This is a genomic window from Nocardioides lianchengensis (assembly GCF_900101465.1).
Lineage (GTDB): Bacteria > Actinomycetota > Actinomycetes > Propionibacteriales > Nocardioidaceae > Nocardioides > Nocardioides lianchengensis.
In genome coordinates this window covers 54,571-80,710 of sequence record NZ_FMZM01000018.1, presented here as the reverse complement: position 1 = coordinate 80,710, position 26,140 = coordinate 54,571, and the positions used below count along the sequence as shown (strand labels likewise).

31 protein-coding genes are annotated in these 26,140 nt (G+C 73.2%); 13 read left to right on the top strand and 18 right to left on the bottom strand.

The genetic code is table 11. From position 1 onward, the window contains the following. Nucleotides 1-4: 4 nt before the first annotated feature. A complete protein-coding gene (locus BLT76_RS24575) occupies nt 5-658 on the top strand; it encodes a hypothetical protein (protein ID WP_170867251.1) in 654 nt (217 codons plus the stop codon). A 7-nt stretch (nt 659-665) separates the two neighbouring features. Then, entirely contained in the window at nt 666-2,072 is a 1,407-nt protein-coding gene (pdxR, locus tag BLT76_RS24570; protein ID WP_090860951.1) for a MocR-like pyridoxine biosynthesis transcription factor PdxR, read from the top strand. On the opposite strand, the gene BLT76_RS24565 is transcribed toward pdxR, so the two are convergent. The 3 genes from BLT76_RS24565 to BLT76_RS24555 form a co-directional block, all read right to left on the bottom strand. Continuing rightward, a complete protein-coding gene (locus tag BLT76_RS24565; RefSeq protein WP_090860950.1) occupies nt 2,035-3,345 on the bottom strand; it encodes an APC family permease in 1,311 nt (436 codons plus the stop codon). The genes pdxR and BLT76_RS24565 overlap by 38 nt on opposite strands. Before the next feature lie 74 nt (nt 3,346-3,419). Continuing rightward, the gene (locus tag BLT76_RS24560) at nt 3,420-5,027 is read right to left on the bottom strand and encodes an MXAN_6640 family putative metalloprotease (protein WP_090860949.1); all 1,608 of its coding nucleotides are present in this window, start codon (nt 5,025-5,027) and stop codon (nt 3,420-3,422) included. An 83-nt stretch (nt 5,028-5,110) separates the two neighbouring features. Beyond that, nucleotides 5,111-5,509 carry an FAD synthase family protein gene (locus BLT76_RS24555; protein ID WP_090860948.1) on the bottom strand — a complete coding sequence of 133 codons (399 nt, stop codon included), beginning with the start codon at nt 5,507-5,509 and terminating at the stop codon, nt 5,111-5,113. A gap of 44 nt (nt 5,510-5,553) precedes the next feature. On the opposite strand from BLT76_RS24555, the gene BLT76_RS24550 reads away from it, so the two are divergent. Continuing rightward, on the top strand, nt 5,554-6,816 hold the full coding sequence (locus BLT76_RS24550; RefSeq protein ID WP_090860947.1) for a DUF445 domain-containing protein: 1,263 nt from the start codon (nt 5,554-5,556) through the stop codon (nt 6,814-6,816). A 4-nt stretch (nt 6,817-6,820) separates the two neighbouring features. Continuing rightward, complete coding sequence (locus BLT76_RS24545; RefSeq protein ID WP_090860946.1) at nt 6,821-7,069, top strand: RNA-binding S4 domain-containing protein; 249 nt, start codon at nt 6,821-6,823, stop codon at nt 7,067-7,069. A gap of 28 nt (nt 7,070-7,097) precedes the next feature. On the opposite strand, the gene BLT76_RS24540 is transcribed toward BLT76_RS24545, so the two are convergent. From BLT76_RS24540 to BLT76_RS24530, 3 genes are read right to left on the bottom strand one after another with little or no spacing between them, the layout of a single operon-like run. Next, the gene (locus BLT76_RS24540) at nt 7,098-8,267 is read right to left on the bottom strand and encodes a lactate 2-monooxygenase (RefSeq protein WP_090860945.1); all 1,170 of its coding nucleotides are present in this window, start codon (nt 8,265-8,267) and stop codon (nt 7,098-7,100) included. 10 nt (nt 8,268-8,277) lie between these two features. Next, on the bottom strand, nt 8,278-8,646 hold the full coding sequence (locus tag BLT76_RS24535; RefSeq protein WP_090860944.1) for an FKBP-type peptidyl-prolyl cis-trans isomerase: 369 nt from the start codon (nt 8,644-8,646) through the stop codon (nt 8,278-8,280). Nucleotides 8,647-8,684: 38 nt separating this feature from the next. Beyond that, a complete protein-coding gene (locus tag BLT76_RS24530; protein WP_090860943.1) occupies nt 8,685-11,240 on the bottom strand; it encodes a response regulator in 2,556 nt (851 codons plus the stop codon). Nucleotides 11,241-11,348: 108 nt separating this feature from the next. Between BLT76_RS24530 and lepB the strand changes: the two genes are divergently transcribed. Next, nucleotides 11,349-12,164, top strand: a complete 816-nt coding sequence (lepB, locus tag BLT76_RS24525; protein ID WP_244509559.1) for a signal peptidase I — start codon at nt 11,349-11,351, stop codon at nt 12,162-12,164. 19 nt (nt 12,165-12,183) lie between these two features. On the opposite strand, the gene BLT76_RS24520 is transcribed toward lepB, so the two are convergent. Both BLT76_RS24520 and BLT76_RS24515 read right to left on the bottom strand, forming a co-directional pair. Next, complete coding sequence (locus BLT76_RS24520; RefSeq protein ID WP_090860942.1) at nt 12,184-12,615, bottom strand: CBS domain-containing protein; 432 nt, start codon at nt 12,613-12,615, stop codon at nt 12,184-12,186. 41 nt (nt 12,616-12,656) lie between these two features. Continuing rightward, a complete protein-coding gene (locus tag BLT76_RS24515) occupies nt 12,657-13,532 on the bottom strand; it encodes an inositol monophosphatase family protein (protein ID WP_090860978.1) in 876 nt (291 codons plus the stop codon). 41 nt (nt 13,533-13,573) lie between these two features. On the opposite strand from BLT76_RS24515, the gene BLT76_RS24510 reads away from it, so the two are divergent. Then, the gene (locus BLT76_RS24510; RefSeq protein ID WP_090860941.1) at nt 13,574-14,020 is read left to right on the top strand and encodes a DUF2231 domain-containing protein; all 447 of its coding nucleotides are present in this window, start codon (nt 13,574-13,576) and stop codon (nt 14,018-14,020) included. 9 nt (nt 14,021-14,029) lie between these two features. On the opposite strand, the gene rsgA is transcribed toward BLT76_RS24510, so the two are convergent. The 3 genes from rsgA to BLT76_RS24500 are packed head-to-tail and all read right to left on the bottom strand — an operon-like array spanning nt 14,030 to nt 16,854. Next, nucleotides 14,030-15,034 (bottom strand): ribosome small subunit-dependent GTPase A, encoded by a 1,005-nt coding sequence (gene rsgA, locus BLT76_RS24505; protein ID WP_170867250.1) that lies wholly within the window; start codon nt 15,032-15,034, stop codon nt 14,030-14,032. After that, complete coding sequence (aroA, locus tag BLT76_RS26040; protein WP_170867249.1) at nt 15,034-16,308, bottom strand: 3-phosphoshikimate 1-carboxyvinyltransferase; 1,275 nt, start codon at nt 16,306-16,308, stop codon at nt 15,034-15,036. Before aroA ends, rsgA begins: the two co-directional genes overlap by 1 nt. A 21-nt stretch (nt 16,309-16,329) precedes the next feature. Next, nucleotides 16,330-16,854: a DoxX family protein gene (locus tag BLT76_RS24500; protein WP_090860939.1), complete on the bottom strand. Its 525-nt coding sequence runs from the start codon at nt 16,852-16,854 to the stop codon at nt 16,330-16,332. 31 nt (nt 16,855-16,885) lie between these two features. Between BLT76_RS24500 and BLT76_RS24495 the strand changes: the two genes are divergently transcribed. The 4 genes from BLT76_RS24495 to rsrA all read left to right on the top strand — a co-directional run bounded on the left by BLT76_RS24495 (nt 16,886) and on the right by rsrA (nt 19,282). After that, entirely contained in the window at nt 16,886-17,635 is a 750-nt protein-coding gene (locus BLT76_RS24495) for an SOS response-associated peptidase (RefSeq protein ID WP_090860938.1), read from the top strand. Then, a complete protein-coding gene (locus BLT76_RS24490) occupies nt 17,632-18,276 on the top strand; it encodes an alpha/beta hydrolase family protein (protein WP_090860937.1) in 645 nt (214 codons plus the stop codon). Before BLT76_RS24495 ends, BLT76_RS24490 begins: the two co-directional genes overlap by 4 nt. A gap of 62 nt (nt 18,277-18,338) precedes the next feature. Further along, entirely contained in the window at nt 18,339-18,989 is a 651-nt protein-coding gene (locus tag BLT76_RS24485) for a sigma-70 family RNA polymerase sigma factor (protein ID WP_090860936.1), read from the top strand. Then, nucleotides 18,986-19,282 (top strand): mycothiol system anti-sigma-R factor, encoded by a 297-nt coding sequence (gene rsrA / locus BLT76_RS24480; protein WP_090860935.1) that lies wholly within the window; start codon nt 18,986-18,988, stop codon nt 19,280-19,282. The genes BLT76_RS24485 and rsrA overlap by 4 nt, the downstream gene beginning before the upstream one ends. Nucleotides 19,283-19,486: 204 nt before the next feature. On the opposite strand, the gene BLT76_RS26715 is transcribed toward rsrA, so the two are convergent. The 4 genes from BLT76_RS26715 to BLT76_RS24465 all read right to left on the bottom strand — a co-directional run bounded on the left by BLT76_RS26715 (nt 19,487) and on the right by BLT76_RS24465 (nt 21,328). Beyond that, entirely contained in the window at nt 19,487-19,561 is a 75-nt protein-coding gene (locus tag BLT76_RS26715) for a 50S ribosomal protein bL37 (protein ID WP_369759046.1), read from the bottom strand. A 77-nt stretch (nt 19,562-19,638) separates the two neighbouring features. After that, nucleotides 19,639-20,007 carry a thioesterase family protein gene (locus tag BLT76_RS24475; protein ID WP_090860934.1) on the bottom strand — a complete coding sequence of 123 codons (369 nt, stop codon included), beginning with the start codon at nt 20,005-20,007 and terminating at the stop codon, nt 19,639-19,641. After that, the gene (locus BLT76_RS24470) at nt 20,004-20,483 is read right to left on the bottom strand and encodes a GNAT family N-acetyltransferase (RefSeq protein WP_090860933.1); all 480 of its coding nucleotides are present in this window, start codon (nt 20,481-20,483) and stop codon (nt 20,004-20,006) included. Before BLT76_RS24470 ends, BLT76_RS24475 begins: the two co-directional genes overlap by 4 nt. Then, the gene (locus BLT76_RS24465; protein ID WP_090860932.1) at nt 20,480-21,328 is read right to left on the bottom strand and encodes a DUF2785 domain-containing protein; all 849 of its coding nucleotides are present in this window, start codon (nt 21,326-21,328) and stop codon (nt 20,480-20,482) included. Before BLT76_RS24465 ends, BLT76_RS24470 begins: the two co-directional genes overlap by 4 nt. A gap of 115 nt (nt 21,329-21,443) precedes the next feature. On the opposite strand from BLT76_RS24465, the gene BLT76_RS24460 reads away from it, so the two are divergent. Then, entirely contained in the window at nt 21,444-22,916 is a 1,473-nt protein-coding gene (locus BLT76_RS24460) for a PAS domain-containing sensor histidine kinase (protein ID WP_090860931.1), read from the top strand. A gap of 159 nt (nt 22,917-23,075) precedes the next feature. On the opposite strand, the gene BLT76_RS24455 is transcribed toward BLT76_RS24460, so the two are convergent. Continuing rightward, nucleotides 23,076-23,327, bottom strand: coding sequence for a WhiB family transcriptional regulator (locus tag BLT76_RS24455; protein WP_011755173.1), 252 nt, complete (start codon nt 23,325-23,327; stop codon nt 23,076-23,078). Between the two features lie 259 nt (nt 23,328-23,586). Here BLT76_RS24455 and BLT76_RS24450 point away from each other — a divergent pair, with 259 nt between their 5' ends. Continuing rightward, complete coding sequence (locus BLT76_RS24450) at nt 23,587-24,003, top strand: hypothetical protein (protein WP_090860930.1); 417 nt, start codon at nt 23,587-23,589, stop codon at nt 24,001-24,003. Here BLT76_RS24450 and BLT76_RS24445 read toward each other — a convergent pair. Together BLT76_RS24445 and BLT76_RS24440 are read right to left on the bottom strand one after the other, a co-directional pair. Beyond that, nucleotides 24,000-24,815 (bottom strand): RNA polymerase sigma factor SigF, encoded by an 816-nt coding sequence (locus BLT76_RS24445; RefSeq protein WP_090860929.1) that lies wholly within the window; start codon nt 24,813-24,815, stop codon nt 24,000-24,002. The two genes, BLT76_RS24450 and BLT76_RS24445, sit on opposite strands and share 4 nt — an antisense overlap. A gap of 1 nt (nt 24,816) precedes the next feature. After that, a complete protein-coding gene (locus tag BLT76_RS24440; protein ID WP_090860928.1) occupies nt 24,817-25,242 on the bottom strand; it encodes an ATP-binding protein in 426 nt (141 codons plus the stop codon). Nucleotides 25,243-25,335: 93 nt separating this feature from the next. On the opposite strand from BLT76_RS24440, the gene BLT76_RS24435 reads away from it, so the two are divergent. Further along, entirely contained in the window at nt 25,336-26,139 is an 804-nt protein-coding gene (locus BLT76_RS24435) for an alpha/beta fold hydrolase (RefSeq protein ID WP_090860927.1), read from the top strand. Nucleotide 26,140 lies beyond the last annotated feature (1 nt).

The following is a 26,140-nucleotide window of genomic DNA, read 5'->3' as shown; positions in this document are numbered from 1 at the left end:
CGTGATGAGCATCCTTCCTCCGCGCGAGCTGTGGGCCAGGGGACGCCGCGTGCTGCGGCCGAGCCACGAGGCCCGCTTCGGCGTGGCCGCACTGGGTGCGGGCGCGCTCGTCTTCGTGCTCGCGATCGCGTTGTCGGTCCGCGTCGTCGGTGACGACGGTTCCGACGTGCCCCTCGCCGACGGCCCGTCGCGCACGCCGGACCGCCAGGCGGTGGTCGCACCCGTGCTGCTGACGCCCGCCGACCCGGTCGTCGTTGCTGCGGTCGACGGCGCGGGCGCGGGTGTCGAGACGCCGGCCGCCGATCAGGGCGCCGACGTCGACGCGGGCACCGGTCCTGCAGCGGGCGGCGGTGCGCCGGCCCCGGAGAGCGCGCCCACCGCCCCGACCAGCCCCACCGCCCCGAGCGCCGCACCGACCACTCCGCCGGCCGAGACCCCGGTCCGCCCGGAGCCCCCGGACCCCGAGCCGCCCGCAGCCGGCGGGCCCGGCCCGGTCTCCGCCCTCGCCGCGCCCGTCGTGGCCGGGGTGACCGGCCTCCTCGACACCGCCACCGGCGGAGCCACCGCGCCCCTCACCGGCGCGGTCACCGGGGTCACCGACGCCGTCACCGGCCTGGCCGACGGTCTGCTGGGAGGTCCGCGCCCCGGTCGGGGATGATGGTCCGGTGGACCTGGTGGTCGACCTCAGCTCGCGGGCCGACCGGGCCACCGCGATCTACCGTGCCCTGCTCGAAGCGGTCCGCTCCGGACGTCTCGTGCCCGGCGACCGGCTGCCCCCGACCCGCTCGCTGGCCCGCGACCTCGGGGTCTCCCGCACCACCGTCGCCACCGCCTACGAGCGGCTGGTCGCCGAGGGGTTCCTGGAGGCCCGGGTCGGCGACGGCACGTACGTCGCGGCCGCGGCCGCGGGACCGCGTCGCCGCCCGGCCCGCGCTGCCCTGCGGGCCCGGGCGGGCTGGGGGTTCGAGGCGCACCCGGTGAGCGGGACCGCCCCCGACCCGCCGTACGACTTCCGGGCCGGGATCCCCGACGCCTCGCTCTTCGCCTTCGACACCTGGCGCCGTCTGGTGGGCGCCGAGCTGCGGGCCGGCGCCCACGCGCCCGGACGGTACGCCGACCCCGCCGGCCACCCACCACTGCGCGAGGCGGTCGTGCGCCACCTGGCCCTCTCGCGCGGGGTCGCGGCCGATCCCGAGGACGTGCTGGTCACCCACGGCACCCAGCAGGCGCTCGACCTGGTCGCCCGGGTGCTGCTGGAGCCCGGCGACGTGGTGGCCGTCGAGGATCCGGGCTACCCGTCGGCCCGCGACCTGTTCGCGTCGTACGGCGCCCGCGTGGTGCCGGTCCCGGTCGACGACGACGGGCTGGTGGTGGACCTGCTGCCGGAACGGGCGCGGCTGGTCTTCACCACCCCGTCGCACCAGTTCCCGCTCGGCCCGCCGCTGGCGCTGGACCGCCGGCGCGCCCTGCTCGACCACGCCGCCCGGCACGGCACGGCGATCGTCGAGGACGACTACGACAGCGAGTTCCGGTTCACCGACCGACCGCTGGAGACGCTGCACGCGCTCGACGAGGACGGGCGGGTGATCTACGTCGGGACCTTCTCGAAGTCGCTGCTGCCGGGGCTGCGGGCCGGCTACCTCGTGGCGCCGCCGAGCCTGCGGGGCGCGCTGCGCGGCGCCCGCCAGCTCGCGGACGGGTACGGCGCGCTCCCGGAGCAGGCCGCGCTCGCCCGGCTGGTCGGTGACGGGCTGCTGGCCCGGCACGTCCGCCGCGCCCGCGTCGTGTACGGCGAGCGCCGCGACCTGATGCGCACGGGCGTGCAGGAGCTGCTGGGCGAGCACCTGGAGGTGGTCCCGTGCGCCGCCGGCCTGCACCTGAGCGCCCGGTTCCGCGATCCGGCCCGCTCCGACGTCGCCCTGGCCGAGGCCGCCCGCGCGGAGGGGATCGCGCTGGAGGCGCTGTCGTCGTACGCGGTCGAGGCGCCGGTGCGCGGCCTCGTGCTGGGGTACGGCGCCGCCGCGACCGCGACGATCACGCCGGGTCTGGAGCGCCTCGCCCGGCTGCTGTGAACCGGCACCACGCGAGCGCGCCGAGGCTGACCAGCGCGGCTGCGGCCAGGTGGGTGCCGGTGAGCACCAGCAGGGCGGTGGTCGCGACCAGCGAGAGCACCGCCCCGCGGTGCACCCAGGTGCCGCGGGGGAGCAGCCGGACGGCCGCGGCCGTCCCGACGACGTAGACCAGCGTGAACGCGCCGGTGACGAGCAGCAGCGCGGACTCCACGGCGATGCCGGTCGCCGCGACCACGGTCAGGCAGACTAGCGAGCCGCCGGAGACCACCGCGAGCGAGCGGCGGGGGACCTCGCCCGCGGACGACCCACGGCCCAGCCAGGCGGGCAGGGCCCCGTCGCGGCCGAGGGCCGCGCCGAGCCGCGCGCCGCCGGCGAAGTAGGCGTTCATCGCGCCCAGGGAGAGCAGCACCGCGACCACGGCGGTCGCTGGCCGGGCGCCCTCGCCGAGGCCGAGTGCGAGCAGGTCGGAGAGCGGCGCCGGGCCGGCGCCGGGGCCGAGCACGGTGATCGTCGCGACCGCGACGCCGAGGTAGAGCACCGCCACCACCCCGACGGCCGCGGCGGTGGCCCGCGGGATGTCGCGGGCCGGGTGGGCGTAGTCGGCCGACAGCGACGTCACGGCCTCCCACCCGGCGAAGGCCCAGACCAGCAGGGCCGCGGCGCTGCCGATCGCGGTCCAGCCGTGCGGGGCGAACGGCGTGAGGTGCGCGGCCGACGCGTGCGGGAGCGAGACCGCGGTGGCGAGCAGCAGCAGGAGGGCGAGGAGCGCGGCGATCGCGAGCTGGACCCGGCCGGACACGCGGACGCCGTACCAGTTGAGGACGGTGACGGTGACGATCAGTGCGCCGGTCGTGACCAGCTGGGTGGTCCGTCCACCGCCGAGCGCGTCCGCGACGTACGCCCCCGCGAAGCCGGCGGCGGGCGGTGCGCCGAGCGGGATCGCGGTGTAGAAGCACCAGCCGACCACGGTGGCGGCGCGCGTGCCGAAGGCCCGCCGGGCGTACGTCGAGACGCCGCCTCCGTCGGGATGGCGCGAGCCCAGCGCGGCGAAGGTCGCGGCGAGCGGGACCGACAGCAGGATCAGGGCCAGCCAGGCCAGCAGCGAGGCCGGACCCGCGGCTTCGGCGGCTAGGGCCGGGAGCGAGATCACGCCGGTCCCCAGCACGGCGCCGACCGTGAGGGCGGTGCCCTGGGCCGCGGTGAGGCCGCCGCCCCCGGTGAGCGGAACGGGGTCGGGGAGGGTGGGGGTCGCAGGCGCCGATGCGGTGGTCACCCGGGAAACCTAAACGCCCGATTGGCTCGGGTGGCGAGCCAATCGGGCGTCAGGTCAATGGACCAATCCGATGATCAGCGGGGGACCGCCGCCACCTTGATGGCGAAGGGCTTCCGGTCGTCGCGCGGAATGCCCTGGCAGCTGAACTGCGGGTCGGCGGACGGGCTCGCGCGGTAGCAGGAGAAGCGGGTCGACGCGTTGACCGCCGTGACCGTCACGCTGCGCACCGTGCGCCGGCTGAAGGAGACCTTGGTCTGTCCCTTGCCGTTGCGGTTCAGACGGACGGTCTTGCGCACCAGTCGACCGTTGCGCAGCTGCACGGTCACGACCGCCGCCGGCGAGGCCTTCCGCGAGGGGCCGTCGACCTTGACCTTCAGCTTCCAGCGCTTGGACCGCAGGCCCTTGTCGGGGCGCAGCCGGAGGTGGCCGGAGCTCAGGTGGTTCAGCGTCAGCGTCCCGGCCCGGGCCGGCGACTTCCGCGAGAGCACCGCGCTGCCCGCGAGGGCGGGGCTCGGCCAGCGGCGTCCCTCGGAGTAGGTCCGCGACGGGAAGGCGTTGCCGGCGGAGTAGGCCGCGAAGACGCGGGCGAAACCGCCGTGGCGTCGCAGCTGCTTCTTCAGGGCCCCCAGGGCGTAGGTGTTGCGCTTGCCGCGGGGCGCCGTACTGACCCACACGTCGCGCACGATGCGGTTGCCGTAGCGCTCGGAGAGGTACTCCCAGAACGCCCAGTTGGCGTACTGGAACGAGCCGCGGCCGGTGAACGTGTCGAGCGGGACGTGCGGCGCGCGGATCTGGCTGGAGCGGAGGTACTGGCGGTTGTCGTTGACGCGGTCGGCGTACCGCTCCTCCATCCAGGTGGCGGTCGACTCCATGAACCAGCGGTCCTCGCCGTAGTCGTAGGAGAACTGCACCGCGTGGAAGAACTCGTGGGCGGCGGTCACCTGGAGCGTGGGCTTGGGGGCGGTGCCGAACTGGGCGCGTGCGAAGTCGTTGTCGAGCACGCAGTAGGCGGTGGCCCGCCAGCGGTACTTCGCCCCCACCAGGCGGAACTCGGGCACGCAGTAGCCGTAGAGGCCCCGGGAGCCCAGGTCCTTCAGGTAGATGTCGAACTTGCCGTTGCCACCGTTGCGGGAGCTGCCGGCGGCCCGGTCGCTCAGCGGCTTGCGGTAGCCCAGCCGGCGGACCTCGTGCTTCCAGACCTTGTTCATCGTGCCGAGGGTGTAGCGCACCCAGCTGGAGCTCGGGGCGGCGTCCGCGGTGCTGGTGACGTAGTGGACGCAGAAGTTGCCGCCGCAGCTGCGGCGGGACGGCACGGTGTAGCCGTCGCCGAGCCGGTCGTTGGCGCCGTCGGTCGGCCGGGCCATCAGGGCCTCGGCCTCCTTGCGCTGGTCGGCGTCGAGCCGGGGCAGCGCCACGAACAGGTCGCGCATGGCCAGGGTCAGGTCGGGTGAGCCGGCCTGCTCGGTCCCGCCGGAGCGGCGCTCGGCGGTGGTGCCCTTCCCGGCCAGCAGGTCTCGCACGGTGGTCAGGGCCTGGTCGGCCTGGTCGGCCTGGTCGTCGGTGGCCGGCGACGCGGCCTCGGCCGGCTGGAGGACGTCGCCGTCGGCGGTCGCGGCCTGGGCGGGGAGGAGGGTGAACGCGGTGGCCACGGCCACCACGGCCGCGGCGATCGTACGGCGCATGCAGGTGCCTCATTCTCGGGAGAGCGGTGCCCCTGAGACACCGCGGTCCCGGGAGCCTGCCCCTGCCGGGCACCGGGTAAAACTCAGCCGGTCGAGGAGATCTTCTCGATGAGCGCGGTCGTCGAGATGGCGGGCGTGCGGGGCAGGTAGACGACCTCGCAGATGTCGCCGAACTCGTCGAACCGGCCGGCCCAGTCGTCACCCATCACGAGGACGTCGGCGCCGTAGCGGAGGATGTAGTCACGCTTGAGATCGAGGCTCTCCTCGACGAAGACCTCGTCGACGGGCTTCAGCGCCGCGACGATCTCGAGCCGCTCGCGCTCGCTGAAGACCGGCTCGCGACCCTTCTTACTCACGTTGAGCTGGTCGGCCGAGACCCCGACCACCAGCCGGTCGCCCAGCGCCGCCGCCCGCTCGATCACCCGGAGGTGGCCGACGTGGAAGACGTCGAAGGTGCCGAACGTGATGACCGTGCGTGACATGGGGGAGATTCTGGCAGTCACCGCCCCTCGGCAAGAATCGCCGGGTGGCCAGCATCGAGATGATCACCGGGGACCCGGCAGCCGACGCCGTACGACGTCGCGCGCTCCGCAAGATGCGGGTCGTGGCGGTCTCGCTGCTGCTCCTGGCCGCGGCCGTGTACGTCGCCACGCTGGGCCAGGACGGGTTCCTCGGCTTCGTCAACGCGGGGGCCGAGGCGTCGATGGTCGGCGCGATCGCGGACTGGTTCGCCGTGACCGCGCTCTTCCGGCACCCGCTCGGGCTCCCGATCCCGCACACGGCCCTGATCCCGCGGCGCAAGGACCAGCTGGCTCAGGGGCTGGAGGAGTTCTTCGGCGAGAACTTCCTGCAGGAGGCGATCGTCCGCGACCGTCTCGCGGCCGCGACGGTGTCGCTGCGCGTGGGCCGCTGGCTGCGGGAGCCGGCCAACGCCCGCCGGGTGGTCGACGAGGCGGCGGAGGTGGCCGCGATCGGGCTCGCGAAGGTGCGCGACGACCACATCGAGACGCTGGTCCGCGACGCCCTGGTGCCGCGGTTCCACGAGGAGCCGATCGCGCCGCTGCTCGGCAGCCTGCTCAGCGAGACCCTCCACGACGATCTCCACCACGGCCTGGTCGACCTGACCCTGCGCGAGCTCCACGACTGGCTGGTCGCCAACCCCGACACCGTCGCCGACGTCCTGGTCGAGCGGGCCCCGTGGTGGACGCCGCCGCGGCTCAACGAGCGGGTCAGCAGCCGCATCCACGTCGAGCTGGTCCGCTGGGTCGCCGACATCCGCGACGACCCGCGCCACCAGGCGCGGGCGGCCCTCGACTCGATGCTGGCCCAGCTCGCCCACGACCTGCTCGAGGACCCCGACACCCAGGCCCGCACCGAGCGGTTCAAGGAGCGGCTGCTCGACCACCCGCAGGTACTCGCCTCGGCGACCTCGCTGTGGAACGCCCTGCGCCGGGTGCTCACCTCCTCGCTGCAGGACCCCGACGGTGCCCTGCGCCAGCGGCTGCTCACCGAGGTCGTCGCCTTCGCCGACCGCCTCGTCGACGACGAGACGCTCCGCGCCCGGCTCGACGGGATGGCCGCCGACGCCGCCGTCTTCGCCGTCGAGCGGTACGGCGAGGAGCTGACCGCGGTCATCACGCACACCATCGAGCGCTGGGACGGTCGCGAGGCGGCCCGTCGCATCGAGCTGCACGTCGGGCGCGACCTGCAGTTCATCCGGATCAACGGCACCATCGTCGGCGGCCTGGTCGGGGTGCTGATCCACGCCGTCTCGGTGCTGGTTCACTAGCCCCATGAGCACCGAGCCGTTCGACGTCGCGATCAAGGACGAGTCGATCCGGCTCGGCCAGTTCCTCAAGCTGGCCAACCTGGTCGACTCGGGCGCCGAGGCCAAGCCGGTCATCGCCGACGGCGCGGTCAGCGTCAACGGCGAGGTCGAGCTCCGGCGCGGCCGCCAGCTGGTGAAGGGCGACGTGGTCACCCTCGGTCCCCAGTCCGCCCGCGTCTCCGACGAGTCGGCGGGCGACGACCTGCCCTGGTGACCCACCCCCCGCCGAGTCGGCAGCAGGGTCAGCGAGGGGTGGGCGCCAGCGAGTCGCGGGACAGCTCGCGGTGGCTGGCGTAGCCGGCGTTGCCGAGGGTCAGGTCGACCTCGGCCAGCAGGCAGCGCAGGACGTGCTCGACGCCGACCTGGCCGGCGAGAGCGAGGCCGTAGAGGAACGGCCGGCCCAGGAGCACGGCGTCGGCCCCCAGGGCGAGCGCCTTGACGACGTCGGGGCCGGAGCGGATGCCGGAGTCGAAGAGCACGGCCAGCCGGTCGCCGACCGCCTCGGCGATCGCCGGGAGCTGGTCGAGCGAGGCCACCGCGCCGTCGACCTGGCGGCCGCCGTGGTTGGAGACGACGATCCCGTCCATGCCGTGCTCGGCGGCCAGCCGGGCGTCGTCGACGTGCTGGATGCCCTTGAGCAGGATCGGGCCGTCCCAGCGCTCGCGCAGCCAGGCCAGCTGGCTCCAGTCGAGGCCCGGGTTGGGGAAGACCGACGCGAAGGCGATGCCGGCGGCACCCGGGTCCTCCTCGACCGACTTCTCCAGCCGGCGCAGGAAGACCGGGTCGCTGGTGTAGTTGGCGATGCCGACGGCCTGCAGGAACGGGAGGTAGCCGCGGTCCAGGTCGCGCGGGCGCCAGCCCAGCAGGGTGGTGTCGAGGGTGACGACCAGGTGGGTGTAGCCGGCGAACGCCGCCCGCGACAGGAAGCTCTCGCACAGCTCCGGGTCGGTCGGCCAGTAGAGCTGGTACCACCGCGGCCCGTCACCGACCGCGGCCGCGACCTCCTCGATGGAGTGGCTGGCCTGCGTCGAGTGGACGTAGGGCAGGCCGACCGCCGCCGCGGCCCGCGCGGACGCGAGCTCGCCCTCGGGGTGGGCCAGGGTCTGCACGCCGACGGGGCCGAGCAGCACCGGCGCGGCCATCGACGTCCCGAGGACCTCGGTGGCCAGGTCGCGCACGGCGTGGTCGCGCAGCATCCGCGGGACGATCCGCCACCGGTCGAACGCCGCGACGTTGGCGCGAGCGGTGGCGCCGCCCCCGGCGCTCGGCACGATGTAGCCGAGCGCCTCGGGGGAGAGCACCTCGGCGGCCCGCTCCTCCAGGGAGGTCAGGTCGGTCGGCAGGTCCGGGGTCTGGCCCAGGAACATGCCGTTGAAGTAGATCGACGACTGGTGGTCGCCGAAGTGCGCCATCGCCGGTCCTCTAGGAGACGCCGATGAGGTCCACCACGAAGATCAGCGTCTCGCCGGGCTTGATGACCCCGCCGGCGCCGCGGTCGCCGTACCCGAGGTGCGGCGGGATGACGAGCTTGCGGCGCCCGCCGACCTTCATGCCCTGCACGCCCTGGTCCCAGCCGGAGATGACCTGGCCGATGCCGAGGCGGAACTTCAGGGTGTCGCCGCGGTTGTACGACGCGTCGAACTCCTCGCCGGTGGAGTGGGCCACGCCGACGTAGTGCACGGAGACGGTCTGGCCTGCGCTGGCCTCGGGGCCGTCGCCCACGGTGAGGTCCTCGATGACGAGGTCGGCGGGCGGGTCGAAGTCGGGGAAGTCGATCTCGGGCTTGTCCATGAAACCCACCCTAGCCATCGAGGACGGCCCTGGAGCCGTCAGGCCACGACCTCGCCGAGCCATCGGGTCAGCACGGCGTCGACGTCGGCCGGGTCGATCGGCTTGGCGAGGTAGTCGTCCATGCCGGCGGCCAGGCAACGCTCACGCTCACCCTCGACGGCGCCGGCGGTCAGCGCGATCACCGGGGTACGACGCCCGCCGGCCTCGCGCCGCCGCAGCTCGCGGGTCGCCTCGTAGCCGTCGATGTCGGGCATCTGGCAGTCCATCAGGACGACGTCGTACGACGTGTGCTCGAGCAGCGCGAGCGCCGAGCGGCCGTCGTCGGCGAGCTCGGTGCTGAAGCCGAGGTGCTCCAGGATCCCGGTCGCGACCAGCTGGTTGATCTCGCTGTCCTCCACGATCAGCACGTGCCCGCGGTGCGGGCGCTCCTCGTGGGGCACGACCGGCCGCCCGGCGACCGGCAGCTCCGCCCCCCGGGAGCCGAGGGCCTGGACCAGTGACTCGCGGAGCCGCGCCAGGTGCACCGGCTTGGTGAGCCGGGCGGCGATCCCGGCCGCGGTGGCCTCGCCGGTGCTGATCTCCGGACCGGAGGTCAGCAGCACCAGGGCCGGCCGAGGGGGCCGGCCGCGGGTGACCGCCTGGGCGACCTCGAGACCGTTCATGCCGGGCATCACCATGTCGAGCACGGCGAGCTGGAACGGCTCGCCCAGCTCGGCCGCCTCGCGCATCATCGCGAGGGCCGTCGGCCCGTCGGCGGCGACGCTGGGCCGCAGGCCCCAGGCGGAGGTCTGCTCGTGCAGGACCAGCCGGTTGGTCTCGTTGTCGTCGACCAGGATCACCTTCGCGCCGACCAGCACCTCGGCGGGCGGCGTCGCCGCGGTCTCGGGGTCGTGGGCGAGCCGCAGCGGCAGCTCGAAGCCGAAGGTGCTGCCCTCGCCGGGCACCGACGCCAGGTCGAGGCCGCCGCCCATCGCGGTCACCAGCTGGTGGGAGATGGCCAGGCCGAGGCCGGTGCCGCCGTACCGACGGGTCGTGGAGGAGTCCGCCTGGGCGAACGGCTCGAAGAGGTGCTCCTGCTCGCGGGCGGCGATGCCGACGCCGGTGTCGCGCACCTCGAACCGCACGACCACCGACCCGTCGTCGCCGTGGGTTCGCAGGTGGGCGGAGACGGCGACCTCGCCGGCGGCGGTGAACTTGACCGCGTTCCCGACCAGGTTGACCAGCACCTGGCGCAGCCGGGTCGGGTCCCCGCGCAGGCCGAGCGGTACGTCGGGAGCGCAGTAGGCGAGCAGCTCCAGGCCCTTGCCCTGGGCGATCTCCGCCAGCAGCTCGGTGGCCTGCTCGACGACCTGCGAGAGGTCGAAGTCGATCTCCTCCAGCTCCAGGTGGCCGGCTTCGACCTTCGAGAAGTCGAGGATGTCGTTGATGATGCTCAGCAGCTGCTGACCGGCCCCGTGCACGCCGTCGGCGTACTGCCGCTGACGGGCGTCGAGCTCGGTCCCGAGCAGCAGGCCGGTCAGCCCGATGACGCCGTTCATCGGTGTGCGGATCTCGTGGCTCATGGTCGCGAGGAACGACGACTTCGCCCGCGAGGCCTCCAGGGCGGCGTCGCGGGCGTCCGCGAGCTCGCGCCGGGTACGGCGGTCCTCGTCGAGCAGGCGGACCGTGCGGACGAAGGTCAGGGCCAGCAGCACGACGAAGCCGACCATCTGCGCGGCCACGTCGCGGGCCTGGCCCGGATCCGGGTCGAGCAGTGGCATCACCGGCGGCACCAGCAGCGGCAGCACGGCCACCGCGGAGCGGCGCAGGATGCTGCGGCGGCACAGCTCGTCGTGCTCGGCGGCGGCGACGCGGTGGACCGGGACGAAGAGAGCCCGGGCGATGAGGGCGGTGCCGAGCAGGGTCCCGGCGGTGAGGATGGTGCTGTCGCGCTCCAGGCCGAGGACCAGCGAGCAGGTGTCGGCGACCAGCCAGAAGCAGATGCCGACGGCCAGTCGGGCGCTGGTCCACGAGCGCGAGCGAGGGTCCAGCAGGACCCGCAGGACGAGGGCCAGGAGGACGGCGTCGACGACGGGGTAGGCGCTGGTGAGTGCCCGGCCGAACAGGGAGGCTCCGTCGCCGGCCAGCAGCGTCTCCTCCAGCGAGGCGGCCCAGAAGATCAGGATGCTGACGGTGAGGACCGTGGCCACGTCGAGGAACGTGTCGATGCTGTTGACCTGCAGCCGGTGGGCCAGGAGCGCGATCAGCGCAGCCCCGACGCATCCGTAGCCGGCCAGCTGGGCGAGGTCGGCGACGTCCCCGGTGACACCGCCGCGGGTGGGGTCGAGGGTGTCCAGGAGGACGCTGAGGACCATCGAGGTGGTGCCGGCGCCGATCAGTCGGGTCTTCAGCCGTCCGGCACGTCGGGAGCCGCGGACGTCGATCCAGGAGATCGCCCCGCAGCAGGCGACGGTCACCGCGAAGGTCAGGGGCAGCACGACCGCCGCGAGCGGCAGGTCGAGGGCCATCCAGAGCAGGTGCCAGACGATGCACGCCGAGCCGACGAGGTGCAGCGGGCCCGCGCGGAACCGGCCGGTGAGCGCGCTCGACCGCACGACACCACCTCCCCCCGGAGCAGCGCGGCAGCACCACGCGTGCCACGTCGACCTGCTGATCGGCCGGCAGCGGGCCGCGCTGAGGATTTCTCAGGCCCACGTGTCACCATGTCCACCGCCCCGGCGCGCTGCCGGGACGGGCTGATGAACGGACGGAGCAGCGTGGACGTGCACGACGACGAGGGCGCCACCCCGGACCCCGCTCCCGCTCCCGCTGCCGTGGCCGAGCCGAAGCGGCGGCTCTCGCTCTGGCAGGAGACGGTCGTGCTCCTCGGGGCGGCGCTGGTCCTCTCCTTCATCGTCAAGACGCTCTTCCTCCAGGCCTTCTACATCCCGTCGGGCTCGATGGAGCCGGGCCTGGAGATCAACGACCGGATCCTGGTCCAGAAGGTCTCCTACTGGGGCGGGGGCAGCCCCGAGCGCGGCGACATCGTGGTCTTCGAGGACCCGGGCGGCTGGCTCGGCCCGGGGGAGGACGTCGGTCCGACCAGCCCGGTCAGCAAGGCGCTCGGCAAGATCGGGCTCTACCCGACCGGTGGACACCTGGTGAAGCGGGTCATCGGCGTCGCGGGCGACGTCATCGAGTGCTGCGACGACCAGGGCCGGCTGATGGTCAACGGGACGCCGATCGAGTCGGACTTCACCCTCAACGACATGGACTGCGACGGCCCGATGGTCACCGACTGCGAGTCGGACTGGTCGACCGGGCCGGTGCCGGACGGCGAGCTGTTCGTGATGGGCGACCACCGCGACGCCTCGGCGGACTCCTCCGAGCACATGTGCCGCAAGGACGAGACCGACTGCGTGCCCGGCAACGAGTTCGTGCCGACCGACCTGGTCGTCGGCAAGGTGTTCGCCCGGGTGTGGCCGGCCAAGCGGTTCTCGATCCTGCACAAGCCGGACACCTTCGCCGACCTGGGCTGACCCGGATCGGGCGCCCGGCTCAGGTCTGGTGCACGTAGCTGTCGAGCTGGTCGCGCTCGAACTCCAGCTGGTCGATGCGGTGCTTGACCACGTCGCCGATGCTGATGATGCCGACCAGGCGGCCGTCGTCGACCACCGGCACGTGCCGGATCCGGCGGTCGGTCATCGTCTTCATCAGCGCATCGAGGTCGGTGTCCGGCGCGCAGGTCTCGACCACGGACGTCATGATCGCGCCGACGGTGTTGTGGACGACCGTGCCGTCGTGGTGGAGGTGGCGTACGACGTCGCGCTCGCTGACGATCCCCTCGACGCGGTCGCCGTCGCCGCTGACGATCAGCGCGCCCACGTTGTGCTCGGCGAGCAGCGCGATCAGCTCGCGCACCCCTGCCTCCGGTCCGATGGTCACCACGGTCGCGCTGGGCTTGGCCTTCAGGACGTCACCGATGTTCATGCACCGACGGTAGTGGTGACGCGGGTCACAAATCTACGGCGTCACGACGGGGTGGGAGGCCGCCGGGAGCGGAGGTCGCTGACCGAGCCGGGACCGGTCCGTCGTACGTCGGGGTCGTCATCGTCGTCGCCGAGCGAGCCCAGGAACGACAGGGCGGCCTCGTGCAGGTGGCCGTTGGTGGCCAGCGCGTTCCCGCCGAACGGCCCGTCGGTGCCGTCGAGCGAGGTGAACCGGCCGCCGGCCTCGCGCACGATGACGTCGAGCGCCGCCATGTCGTAGACCTGCAGCTCGGGCTCGGCGGCGATGTCGACCGCGCCCTCGGCGAGCAGCATGTAGGACCAGAAGTCGCCGTACGCCCGGGTGCGCCAGCAGCGGCGCATCAGCGAGAGGAAGTCGTCGAGCCGGCCGCGCTCCTCCCAGCCGCCCAGCGAGGCGTAGGACAGCGAGGCGTCCTCGAGGCGTCGGACGTCGGAGACCTGGCACTGGGTGGCCTTGAGCAGCGACTTCCCGGTCCAGGCGCCGTTGCCAGTCGACGCCCACCAGCGGCGCTGCAGCTGGGGCGCGGAGACCACGCCCACGACCACCTCGTCGTCGACGGCGAGCGAGATCAGGGTCGCCCACACGGGCACGCCGCGGACGAAGTTCTTGGTGCCGTCGATCGGGTCGACGATCCACCGGCGGGCGCTGGTGCCGGTCGAGCCCTGCTCCTCGCCGGTGATCGCGTCGCGGGACCGGGTGCGCCCGAGGGTGCGCCGGATCATCTCCTCGACCGCCTCGTCGGCGTCGGTGACGGGGGTCAGGTCGGGCTTGCTCATGACGTGCAGGTCGAGCGCCTTGAACCTCGCCGTCGTGAGCGAGTCGGCGTCGTCGGCGAGGACGTGCGCGAGGCGCAGGTCGTCGGTGAAGTCGGTGGCCACGAGCACAGGCTACTTTCAGCAATCTGGCTTAACGTTCAACCATGGACATCAACGGACTCCCACTGCACGCCCTGGTCGTGCATGCGGCGGTGGTCTTCGGGCCGCTCGCCGCCCTCGCCGGCCTCGCCTACCTGGTCCCGCGCTGGCGCGATCGGCTCCGCTGGCCCCTGGTCGTCTCGGTGCTGATCGCCACCGTGTCGGTCTGGGTCGCCTACTTCTCGGGCGAGCAGCTCACCGAGGCCAACGAGTACGGCGGCCCGCTCGCCGCGCTCGTCGAGACCCACGAGGAACGCGCCGGGATGCTGCGGATCAGCGTGACCGCCTTCGCGCTGGTCTCGTTCGTCGCCGCCTGGCTGCACACCCGCTCCGGCCCCACCCGCCTCGCGCTCGCCGGCCTGGTCGGCGTGCTGGCGATCGTCACCGCGGTCTACACGGTGCTCGTCGGCGACGCGGGCGCGCAGATCGCGTGGTACGGCACGACCGCCTGACCGGGGCGCTCAGTACAGAGGCTCGCTCCGCGCGGCCAGCAGCCGCCGGAACGAGGAGACCCGCTCGGGGTCGGCGGTGCCGGCGGCGAGCGCCTCGTCGAGACCGCACTCGGGCTCGTCCGTGCCGTGGGTGCAGCCGCGCGGGCAGTCCTCGGTCATCTCGTCGAGGTCCGGGAAGGCCTCGATGAGGTGCTCGGGCTGGACGTGGGCCAGTCCGAAGGAGCGGATGCCGGGAGTGTCGATGATCCACCCGACGCCCTGCGCCTCGGTGCGGGGGAGCTCCAGCATGTAGGCCGACGTCGAGGTGTGCCGGCCGCGGCCGGTGACGGCGTTGACGATGCCGACCTCGCGGCCCGCGTCCGGGACCAGCGCGTTCACCAGGGTCGACTTGCCGACGCCGCTGGAGCCCACCAGCACGCTGGTGCGTCCGGCCAGGCGCTCGCGCACCTCGGCAAGGTCGCCGCCGCGCCGGGTGACCACCCACGGCACGCCCAGCGAGCGGTACGTCGACAGCAGCGTCTCGGCGTCGGCCAGGTCGGCCTTGGTCAGGCAGAGCAGCGGCTGCATGCCGGCGTCGAAGGCGGCCACCAGCGCCCGGTCGATGAGCCGCGGCTGGGGCTCGGGGTCGGCGAGCGCGGTGACGATCACCAGCTGCTCGGCGTTGGCGACGATGATCCGCTCGACCGGATCGTCGTCGTCGGCGGTACGACGGAGCACGGTCACCCGCTCGCTCACCTCGACGATCCGCGACAGGCTCCCGTCGTCGCCCGACACGTCGCCCACGACCCGGACCCGGTCGCCGACGACCACGCCCTTGCGGCCCAGCGGGCGCGCCTTCATCGCCATCACGGTCCGGCCGTCGACCAGCAGCGTGTAGCGACCCCGGTCGACGGTCACGACCACGCCGGTCACCGCGTCGTCGTACGACGGGCGCTCCTTGGTGCGGGGGCGGGTCCGGCGGCGGGGGCGCTCGTAGTGCTCGACGTCCTGGTCGGAGTAGCGCCCCGACGGCATCAGAACAGCCCGGACCAGAAGCCGGCGAAGTCGGGGAAGGTCTTGCCGGTGGTGGCGACGTTCTCGACCAGGACGCCGTCGACCGCCGCGCCGACGATGACGCCCGCGTGGGCCATCCGGTGGTCGGCGTAGGTGTGGAAAAGGCCGCCGCCCAGCGGGGCGGGCCGCAGGTCGAGCCCGTCGGGACGCTCGACGACGTCGGCGCCGAGGCCGCCGAGCTCCTTGGCCAGGGCGGCCAGCCGGTCGGTCTCGTGGTGCCGGATGTGCGCGATGCCGCGCAGGTGGGACGGCGTGGTGGCCAGCGCGCAGAGCGCCGCCACCGCCGGGGCGAGCTCGCCCACGTCGTGCAGGTCGAGGTCGACGCCCTGCAGCTCGTCGGGCCCGGTCACGCGCAGGCCGGCGTCGGTGAACCCGACCTCGCAGCCCATCTGCGCCAGGATCCCGCGCAGCGCGTCGCCGGCCTGGGTGGTCGCTCGCGGCCAGTCGCGCACGGTGACCGTGCCGCCGGAGACCGCCGCCAGGGCGAGGAACGGTGCGGCGTTCGAGAGGTCGGGCTCGATGACGTGGTCGACGGGGCGCACCGGGCCCGGGGCGACCGTCCAGCGGTTCGCGCCTCCGCCCGACCCAGGGTCGTCGACCTCGACCCCGTGCTGACGCAGCATCGCCACGGTCATGTCGATGTGGGGGAGCGAGGGGACCGGCGTGCCGTCGTGGCGCACGTCGACGCCCTGCTCGTAGCGGGCGCCGGCCAGCAGCAGCGCGGAGATGAACTGCGAGGACGCCGAGGCGTCGACCACGACGGTGCCGCCGCGGACCGTGCCGCTGCCCCGGAGCGTGAACGGCAGCGCGTCGCCGTCGACCTGCACCCCGAGCCCGCGCAGCGCCGTGAGCACCTCGCCGACCGGCCGGTTGCGCATGTGGGCGTCGCCGTCGAAGGCCACGGTCCCGCGGGTCAGGCCGGCGATCGGCGGCACGAACCGCATCACGGTGCCGGCCAGGCCGACGTCCACCGCGACGTCGCCGGCGAACGGCGCCGGGGTGACCGACCAGTCCTCGCCGGCGGTGTCGACGGCCGAGCCGAGGGAGGTCAGCGCCGCCGCCATCAATGCGGTGTCGCGCGAGCGCAGGGCCCGTCGTACGACGGAGGGGCCGTCGGCCACCGCCGCCAGGACCAGCGCCCGGTTGGTCAGCGACTTGCTCCCGGGGAGGGTGACGACGGCGTCGACCGGAGAGGTCGCGCGGGGGGCGGGCCAGGGATCGGGGACGCTCGTCACGCGCGGCACTCTATCGAGACTTCAGGAGACCTTCGCCTTCACCAGCTTGGCCTCGTGCCGGGCGGCGACCGCGAGGTGCTTCGCCTCGCGGCGGGCGTCCTTGGCGGCCCGGCGGGCGCGCCAGGCGACGCCCGGCTTCCCGTCGGTGTCGCCCGCGGCGATCACCAGACCGCCGAGCAGCGAGACGTTCTTGAAGAAGTGCAGCTTCTGCTGGGTCTTCTGGGCCGGGTCCTGGACCTCCCAGTAGCGGTGGCCGGCTGCGGTGGTCGGCACCAAAGACGCGGCCAGCACCGCGGCCGACAGGCGCGGGGCGCGACCGGTGGCGAGGCCGAGCGCGGCGGCGACCTGGACGCCGGCGTTGAGCCGGACCAGGGTGGCGGGGTCCTCGGGGAGCGGGATGCCGGCCCTCTTGACCGCGGGCACGACGCGGTCGGTGACGGCCTTGGCCTTGACCGCTGACGCCTCGGCGTTCTTCAGAGCGGTCGTGGCCCCGACGAGGAAGATCGAGGCGAGCATGGGACGGGCGACGAGGCGGCTGACGGTCATGGACCCTTCTTACCCGCCCTAGGGTGGACCCATGTGCGGCCGGTACGCGTCCACGCGGCGCCCCGAGGACCTCGTCGAGGAGTTCGAGATCGCCGAGGAGATGATCGAGGCACCGCTCGAGCCCGACTACAACGTCGCGCCCACCAAGGAGGTGTACGCCGTCCTCGAACGGCCGCCCTCGAAGGACTCGAGCGAGTCGCTGCGCCAGCTGCGGGTGCTGACCTGGGGGCTGGTGCCGTCCTGGGCCAAGGACCCGTCGATCGGCAGCCGGATGATCAACGCGCGGATGGAGACGGTGGCCGAGAAGCCGGCGTACCGGAAGGCGTTCGCGAAGCGCCGCTGCCTGCTGCCGGCGGACGGCTACTTCGAGTGGTACCCCACCTCCCAGGTGGCGAAGAACGGCAAGCCGGTCAAGCAGCCCTTCTTCATCCGCCCGAAGGACGGCGGCACGCTGGCGATGGCCGGGCTGTACGAGCTCTGGCGCGACCCGACGCGGGCCGACGACGACCCTGCGCGCTGGCGCTGGACCTGCACCGTGATCACCACCGACGCCGAGGACGACCTCGGCCACATCCACGACCGGATGCCGCTGATGGTCGAGCGCGAGCGGTGGGCGGACTGGCTCGATCCGGCCGCCCCGCAGGACGGCCTGCTCGACCTGCTGGTCCCCGCCGCCCCCGGGGCACTCGAGGCGTACGCCGTCCCGACGCTGGTCAACAACGTCCGCAACAACGGGGCCGAGCTGGTCGCGCCGATCCCGCTCGAGGAGGTCGTGGAATGAGCGAGCGGCTGATCGACACCCCCCGCGGCGCGGCCCGCCTCGTCACCCACGCGGCGCCCGAGCCGGTCGCCACGCTGCTGCTCAGCCACGGCGCCGGAGGCGGGATCGACGCGCGCGACCTGGCCGCGCTGGCGGCGGCGCTGCCCTCGCACGGCTTCACGGTCGTGCTCCTCGAGCAGCCCTGGCGGGTGGCCGGCCGGAAGGTCGCGACCCCACCGCCGACCCTGGACGAGGCGCTGCTGGCCGCCGTCGCGGCCGTGGACGCCGCTGGACCGCTGGTGCTGGGCGGCCGCTCGGCCGGGGCCCGGTCGGCGGCGCGCTGCGCCGTACCGGCGGGGGCGGCGGGGTGCCTGGCGCTGTCGTTCCCGCTGCACCCGCCCGGGAAGCCCGAGAAGAGCCGGCTGCCCGAGCTGGCGGGGGCCGGCGTACCGACCCTGGTCGTGCAGGGTGAGAACGACGCCATGGGCCGCCCGGAGGAGTTCCCGGCCGAGACCGAGATCGCCGTGGTCCCCGGTGGCGACCACGGGCTGAAGGTGCCCGCCCGCGGAGCGGTCTCGCAGGCCGACGCGATGGCGATCGTCGTCGAGTCGACCCTCGAGTGGATCGTGCGCGAGGTGACCGGGAATGGGGCGCCGGGCTGACGTGTTTCACCATCGTGATGGCACTCCTGGAAGCACCCGCCCCCGGCGTAGGCTGGGAGACGATGACTGACTTCACCGACGCCACGCTCGACGACCTCGAGCCTGTCGACGTCGCCACCGAGACCGAGGCCGACCGGGCCGCGCGCTTCGAGCGCGACGCCCTGCCGTTTCTGGACCAGCTCTACTCCGCCGCGATGCGGATGACCCGCAACCCGGCCGATGCCGAGGACCTGGTCCAGGAGACCTTCGCCAAGGCGTACTCGTCGTTCCACCAGTTCCGGCCCGGCACCAACCTGAAGGCCTGGCTCTACCGGATCCTGACGAACACCTTCATCAACACCTACCGCAAGAAGCAGCGGCAGCCGCAGCAGTCCATGGCCGAGGACGTCGAGGACTGGCAGCTGGCCCGCGCGGAGTCGCACCAGTCGACCGGACTGAAGTCGGCCGAGACCGAGGCCCTCGAGCACCTGCCCGACTCGCAGGTCAAGGACGCGCTCCAGCGACTCCCCGAGGAGTTCCGGCTCGCGGTCTACCTCGCCGACGTCGAGGGGTTCGCCTACAAGGAGATCGCCGAGATCATGGAGACGCCGATCGGGACCGTCATGTCCCGCCTGCACCGCGGTCGCCGCCAGCTCCGCGACATGCTGCAGGACTACGTCCGCACCAACGACCTGCTGACCGTCGGCCGCGGCCAGGAGAGGGGCGACTCGTGAGCACCCAGGACCAGGACCACGCTGGGCACAGCCACGGCGACGTCTCCGAGCGCGAGTGTGCCGACTACCTCGAGCAGATCGTCTACTTCATCGACAACGAGCTCGCCGAGGCCGACTGCGACGCCGTCCGGGTCCACCTCGACACGTGCAACCCCTGCCTGGAGAAGTACGACCTCCAGCGCACGGTGAAGTCGGTCGTCGCCCGGTCCTGCTCCGAGGCCGCTCCGGAAGAGCTGCGTCAGCGGGTGATGTTCCGGATCCGCGAGGTCCAGGTCCGCATCAGCGACAGCTGAGTCGCGCTCGCGGCCGGAGAGTTTCATCGGCTGGCCGATGAAACTGGAGCCGGGACGATGAAGCTTCGTCGTCCCGGCGTGAGTTTCATCGGCTAGCCGATGAAACTCTCCCGCGGCCTCGACGACCGCCGCCCCAGGCGGGTCCAGGAAGCAACGAACCCCCGGCCCAGTGGGCTCGGGGGTTCGGATGCGTGGTGCCTGCGCTCAGGCGTTGGGGCGCTTCCCGTGGTTCGCGCCCTTCTTCTTGCGAGCGCGGCGCTTGCGGCCGGTCTTGCCCATGGTGATCTCCTCGAATCGGTGTCGACCCAGACAGAGGGCCATCAGACAGTCTCTCAAATGAGCCCGCCGAGGCGAAATCAGAGTCGGGACAGGAACCGCTCGGCATCGACGACGACCCGAGTCACCTCGCCGGAGGCGATCACCTTCGCCGACCCGACGTGGCGTGCGGCGACGGTGAAGCGGTGCAGGCGCCCGTCGACGTACGACGACGTCGCGGTGACCTCGACCTCCCGGCCGACGACCGACGGCGACAGGTGCTCCAGCGACATCCGGGTGCCGACGGAGGTGCCGCCGGCGGGCAGGGTGGGCTCGATCGCGGCGCAGGTGGCGGCCTCGCACCAGGCGAGCAGGCGGGGCGTGCCGAGCACGGGGAGGGTGCCGGAGCCGACGGCGAGAGCGGTGTCCGCGTCGGTGACCGTGAAGGTGAGCGACGCCTCGAGGGTCACAGTTCCCGCCGGAAGGCGATCAGGTCGATCTCGGGCAGCGGGTGCCAGTCGCGCTCGGGCAGTCGGGAGAAGCCGAGGCGCTCGTAGAGCCGGTGGGCGGTCGTCATCTCGCGCAGGCTGGACATCGCGACCGCGGCAGCACCGTCGGCGCGAAACCGGTCGAGGACCTGCTCGACCAGCGCCCGGCCGACGCCACGGCCCTGGGCAGCGGGGGAGACGGCCAGCATCCGGAACTCGCCCTCGTCGTCCCGGGCGATCTCGCGCCACGGGGAGCCTGGTGGGCAGACGGTGACGCAGCCCAGCAGCTCCTCACCCGCCACGGCCACCCAGAGCTCGGCCTCGGCGTCCCGGGAGGCCGCGTCGGCGAGCCGGGCGGCGTAGTCGTCGTCGGGGCCGGACAGGAACGGCTCGTAGGCGGCCAGGGTGACCGCGCCCGCGGCCGCGTGGTCGGCAGCGCGGGCCCGCCGGACGATCACGCCCGCGGCGCCAGGTAGTGGGGGTTGGTCGCGCGGAGCGCATCGACGACGACCAGCAGCAGGTCGGCCCGCACGGCCGGCGGCCGCGGGCCGAGCGCGAGCTGGAGGTAGAGGGCCCGGAGGAACGCCTCCGCGTTGCCGCCGACGAGGTGCGGGTCGCGGTCGTCGTACGACGACCGCACGCCGGCCACCGCCGCCAGGCGGGCCACCCAGGGCTCCAGGACCTGGAGCGGTACGACGTCGCGCCGGAGCACCTGCAGGACGGTGTGGGCCAGTCGGTCGGTCTCACCGTTGGAGAACAGCCGCTCGACCCGCTCGACCAGGCGGTCGGCGACGACGTCGAGGATGACGGTCAGCTCGGGCTGCTGGACGTGCGGGGAGCCGGCGAGCGTGCCGAGCGCGTCGGCGCCGTGGGCCACGGCGTGCGCCCAGCCCTTGCCGGGGACGTAGCCGCGCAGGTCGCGCTCGCGCAGCAGCCAGGTCGCGAGCCGGTCGCCCCACTCCAGGATCTTGCCGCCGGGGACGAGGGGGCGCTGGTTGTCGCGGGCGATGCACTCGCCGAGGACCAGAGCGGAGAAGCTGCGCCGGAAGATCCCGTCGTCGTCGACGGTGCCCAGGCCGACCGACAATCCGGTGGCCATGCCGTCGCCGAGGCCGGTCAGCAGGTCGTCGTACACGCCCCGCTCGACCCAGGTCGCCAGCGTCGGGTAGGCGGTCCCGTCGCGGAGCTCGGGGTCCGGGTCGCCGAGCATCCGGGTGAGCTCGGCGGTGAGGTCGTCGAGGGGTCGGTCGTCGGGCACCGCCAGCCCGGCGGCGTGCACCTGCTTCCAGTAGGACCCCGACATGAGGGTCATCCTGCCAAAGAACCGGCCGGTCTGGACCAGGGGCCCGGTAGGCGGCGGAACGCTCCGCCCCGGAGCGGCCCGGACCCGCCGGGGCGGCCGCCACTAGCCTGGTGACGTGCCCACCTTCAGCGAGCTGGTCCGCAGCCACACGGACCTCGACGAGGCCGACGTCGCCTGGCTCCAGCTGCTGCAGGCGGACTGGCAGATCATCGCCGACCTGTCCTTCGCCGACCTGGTGCTGTGGCTGCCCGACCGCGAGGGGAGCGGCTTCTGGGCGGCCGGCCAGATGCGGCCGACGACCGGCCCCACGGCGTACGTCGACGACGTGGTCGGCACCTTCGTCCCCGCCGGGCGCCGGCCGATGCTGGACGCCGCCTACCGCGAGGGCCGGCTGGTCCGCGAGGGCGACCCGGAGTGGCGCGACGACGTCCCGGTCCGCGTCGAGACGATCCCCGTACGACGGGCCGGCCGGGTGATCGGCGTCGTCGGCCGCAACACCAACCTGCTCGGCGTGCGCACGCCGAGCCGCCTGGAGCTGTCCTACCTGCAGACGGCCGCCGACCTGACCCAGATGATCGCGAACGGGCACTTCCCGGCCCCGGGCCAGCGCAGCGACCACGCGGACTCACCGCGGGTCGGGGACGGGTTCCTGCGCGTGGACGGCGCCGGCCGGGTGGTCTACGCGAGTCCGAACGCGCTGTCGGTCTACCGGCGGCTGGGGCTCTCGGGCGACCTGACGGGTGTGGCCCTGGCCGACCTGACCCGCGACCTGGTCCCGCCGCGCAAGCGCCCGGACGAGGAGACGCTGAGCGCCGTGCTCGGCGGCCGGGCGCACCGTGACACCGAGATCGGCACCGACAACGTCTCGCTGATCGTCCGCAGCATCCCGCTGCGCCCCCAGGGCGACCACCTGGGCGCCCTGGTGCTGGTGCGCGACGTCACCGACCTGCGCCGGCGCGACCGCGAGCTGGTCACCAAGGACGCGACGATCCGCGAGATCCACCACCGGGTGAAGAACAACCTGCAGACCGTCGCCGCGCTGCTGCGGCTCCAGGCCCGCCGGATCGACTCGGAGTCCGCCAAGTCCGCCCTCGAGGAGGCCGTACGACGGGTCGGGTCGATCGCCATCGTCCACGAGACGCTCAGCCAGGCGGTCGAGGAGACCGTCGCGTTCGACGAGATCGCCGACCGACTGGGCGCGATGGTCACCGAGGTGAGCGCGATGGGCGGCCGGGTCCGGGTCCGTCGCGAGGGCTCGTTCGGGGTGCTGCCGTCCGAGGGGTCGACGGCACTCGCGATGGTGCTGACCGAGATCCTCCAGAACGCCGTCGAGCACGGCTTCGACCCGGACGCCGACACGACCGGGCAGATCCTCGTGCGGGTCCAGCGGATCGTCGGCCGGCTGCACCTGACCGTCGACGACGACGGCCGGGGGCTCCCGGACGGGTTCACGCTGGACGGCTCGACGAACCTGGGGCTCTCGATCGTGCGGACGCTGGTCGAGTCCGAGCTCGGCGGCCAGCTGGAGCTGGGTCCGGTCCCCGGAGGGACCGGGACGCGCGCGATGGTCGACGTACCCGTGGAGTGACGTGTCGCGACCTCGCGAGCTCGGTCGTGCGGCTCGCTCGACCACCACCAGCGAGTCCGCTGGCGCGTCCTCAAGGCCTCGACACGCCGGTCACGACCTCGCGAGCTCGGTCGTGCGGCTCGCTCGACCACCGTCAGCGGAGCCGCTGGCGCGTCTCCGCTAGGCGGTCCGGACGCGGGCGCGGGCGTTGCGACGCTTGAGAGCGCGTCGCTCGTCCTCGCTCAGACCGCCCCAGACACCGTGGTCCTGGCCAGCCTCGAGCGCCCACGCGAGGCACTGCTCGCGCACCTCGCAGCGTCGGCACACCTGCTTGGCCTCCTCGATCTGGAGGATGGCCGGACCGGTGTTGCCGATCGGGAAGAACAGTTCCGGGTCCTCGTCGAGGCACGCGGAACGGTGGCGCCAATCCATGGCTGGGGAATCCCTCATCTCTACTACGTACGTGCAGGCCAGGGGCAGCTCAGGCCTGCGGGCGCTTCGGTGGGCAACGCGGAAGTGAACGCGTTCACGAGCGCCGGTCCAGCCTGGCAAGGATTGGACCGTTAAACAAGACCCGCGGTGGTCTCGTTCATCACAGGTTGTCGGACGCTCACATGCCGCGCCCACCTGGTAGGCAACGCGCGGGGGTACCCCGAAGGTTCCCGCCGCGGCCGTGTCTACGCTGTCCGCCGTGACCGACGACCGTCCCGCTGCGCCCCGCCCGCTCCTCGCCGCGGCCCTCCTGGCCGCCCTGGAGTCGCTCGCGCTGCTGGTGAGCGCGGTGCTGGAGCTGGTCAACGTCTCGGGCGTGCGGATCACCATGGGGCTCACCACGGCCCTGTTCTTCCTCGTGTACGGCGCCGCGCTCGGCCTGTGCGCCTGGGGCCTGACCCGGCTCGCCCTGTGGTCGCGGGCGCCCGTCGTCCTGGCGCAGCTGATCCAGCTGGGGGTGGCCTGGAGCTTCCGCGGTGGCGAGACCACGGCGGTGTCGGTCGTGCTGGCCGTGGTCGCGGTCGCGGTCCTGGTCGGGATCTTCCATCCGGCGAGCACGGCCGCTCTCGTGGACGACCCCACGGGATTGACCCGGCAGCCGGAGCAGCCGGACTAGTCCGGCTGCTCCAGCGAGGTCCGCAGCTGCTCCAGGGTGCGGTTGAGCAGCCGGGAGACGTGCATCTGGGAGACGCCGATCTCCACGGCGATCTGCGACTGGGTCATGTTCTTGAAGAACCGCAGCAGCAGGATCTTCTTCTCGCGGGCGTCCAGGCGGTCGAGCAGCGGCTTGATCGACTCGCGGATCTCGACGTGCTCGAGCCCCTCGTCGTCGATGCCGATCGCGTCGAGCATGGTGGCGTTGCCGTCGTCGGAGTCGTCGGTCGCGTCCAGCGAGAGCGTGGAGTAGGCGTTGCTGGACTCGATGCCCTCGACGATCTCCTCGACGGTGCAGCCGATCGCCTCGGCGAGCTCACGGGGCGTCGGGGAGCGGCCGAGCGACTGGGTCAGCTCGGCGCTGGCCGACCCGATCTGCATCCGCAGCTCCTGGAGGCGGCGCGGCACTCGGATCGCCCAGCCCTTGTCGCGGAAGTAGCGCTTGATCTCCCCGATGATCGTCGGCGTCGCGTACGTCGAGAACTCGACCCCGCGGTCGGAGTCGAAGCGGTCGATGGACTTGATCAGCCCGATGGTGCCGACCTGGACCAGGTCCTCGTAGGGCTCGCCCCGGTTGCGGAACCGGCGGGCGCAGTGCTCGACCAGCGGCAGGTGCAGGTGCACCAGGGAGTCGCGGGCACTGTCGCGGCGCGCCTGCGTCTCCTCCTCGTCGTGGAAGACCAGGAAGAACTCCGCGCTGCGGCGGCGCGTGATCTCGACCCCGGTGGGGGGCGGGTCCGGCGCCGTGGCCGGTTCCCGAGTGGAGCCGCCCATGTCAGACGTCTGCCGCGGGGACGTCCGACAGGATGCTCGACCGCATCGTCATGGTGACCGCGAACCGGCCGGGGGTCGACTCGACCGACGCCGCGCTGGCGAGGGTGTCGAGGACCTGCCAGGCGAAGCTGTCGTAGTCGGGAGACGCGGCCGAGGACGCCTGCACACCGACCGTGATCGTCAGCTGGGAGGGGGCGAGGTGGAACTCGGTGACCAGCGAGGTGCCGGGGTCGGCCTCGGGCAGCACCATCGCGCACGCCTCGCCGACGGCGATGCGCAGGTCCTCGATGTCGTCGATGGTGAAGTCGAGCCGCGCGGCCAGCCCGGCGGTCGTCGTACGCAGGACGGACACGTAGGCCCCGTCGGCGGGCAGACGCAGCTCGACGTCGGCGCGAGCCGGTCGTGGGTCGGGATCGGTGACAGCCATCGTTCGTCCTTCGTCGCAGGTGCCTCGCGTGAACCCTAGGTCACCCGGGCCGCGGGAAGGGAGAACGGGGCCGAGGTCGGCTAGGTTCTCCGCATGTCACGCGCGCGGATGCTGAACGTGTCCGTGCGCGGGCCGGCGGACGCGCCGGTGGTGGTCCTGGTGCACGGGTTCGGCTGCGGACAGCACATGTGGCGCCACCTCGCTCCCGCGTTCGAGGTCGACCACCGGGTGGTGCTGCTGGACCTCCCGGGCTCCGGCGAGGCGGATCCGGCGTCGTACGACACGGTGCGTCACGGGCGCCTGGAGGGCTACCGGGACGACCTCGCGGCGCTGTTGGACGAGCTCGCCCTCGGTCCCGTGACGCTGGTCGGCCACTCGGTGTCGGCGATGATCTCCGTCCTGGTCCAGGTGGCCCGCCCGGACCTCGTCGAGCGTCTGGTCCTGGTCACGCCCTCCGCGCGCTACCTCGACGACGGTGAGTACGTCGGCGGGTTCGCCGCGGACGACATCGACGACCTGCTCGGTCTGATGAGCCGCAACCACCTCGGCTGGCAGGACCCGCTGGCGACGCTCGTCGCCGGCGACCCGTCGTCGGACACCCACGGCGAGCTGGAGGCGTCGTTCTGTCGCACCCGGCCGGACGTCGCGGCCGAGTTCGCCGCCGTGACCTTCCGGGGCGACAACCGCGCCGACCTCCCCCGGGTGACGGCCCCGACCCTGGTAGTCCAGGCGGCCCAGGACTCGGTCGCGCCGCTGACCGCGGGCGCCTTCGTCCGCGACAGCATCCCGGGCGCCGTGCTCGAGGTGATCGACACGCGGGGCCACTGTCCCCACCTGACCGCCCCGGCGGAGACCGCCGAGGTCGTCCGGCGCTTCCTGGTCCCCGCGCCGCGGTGAG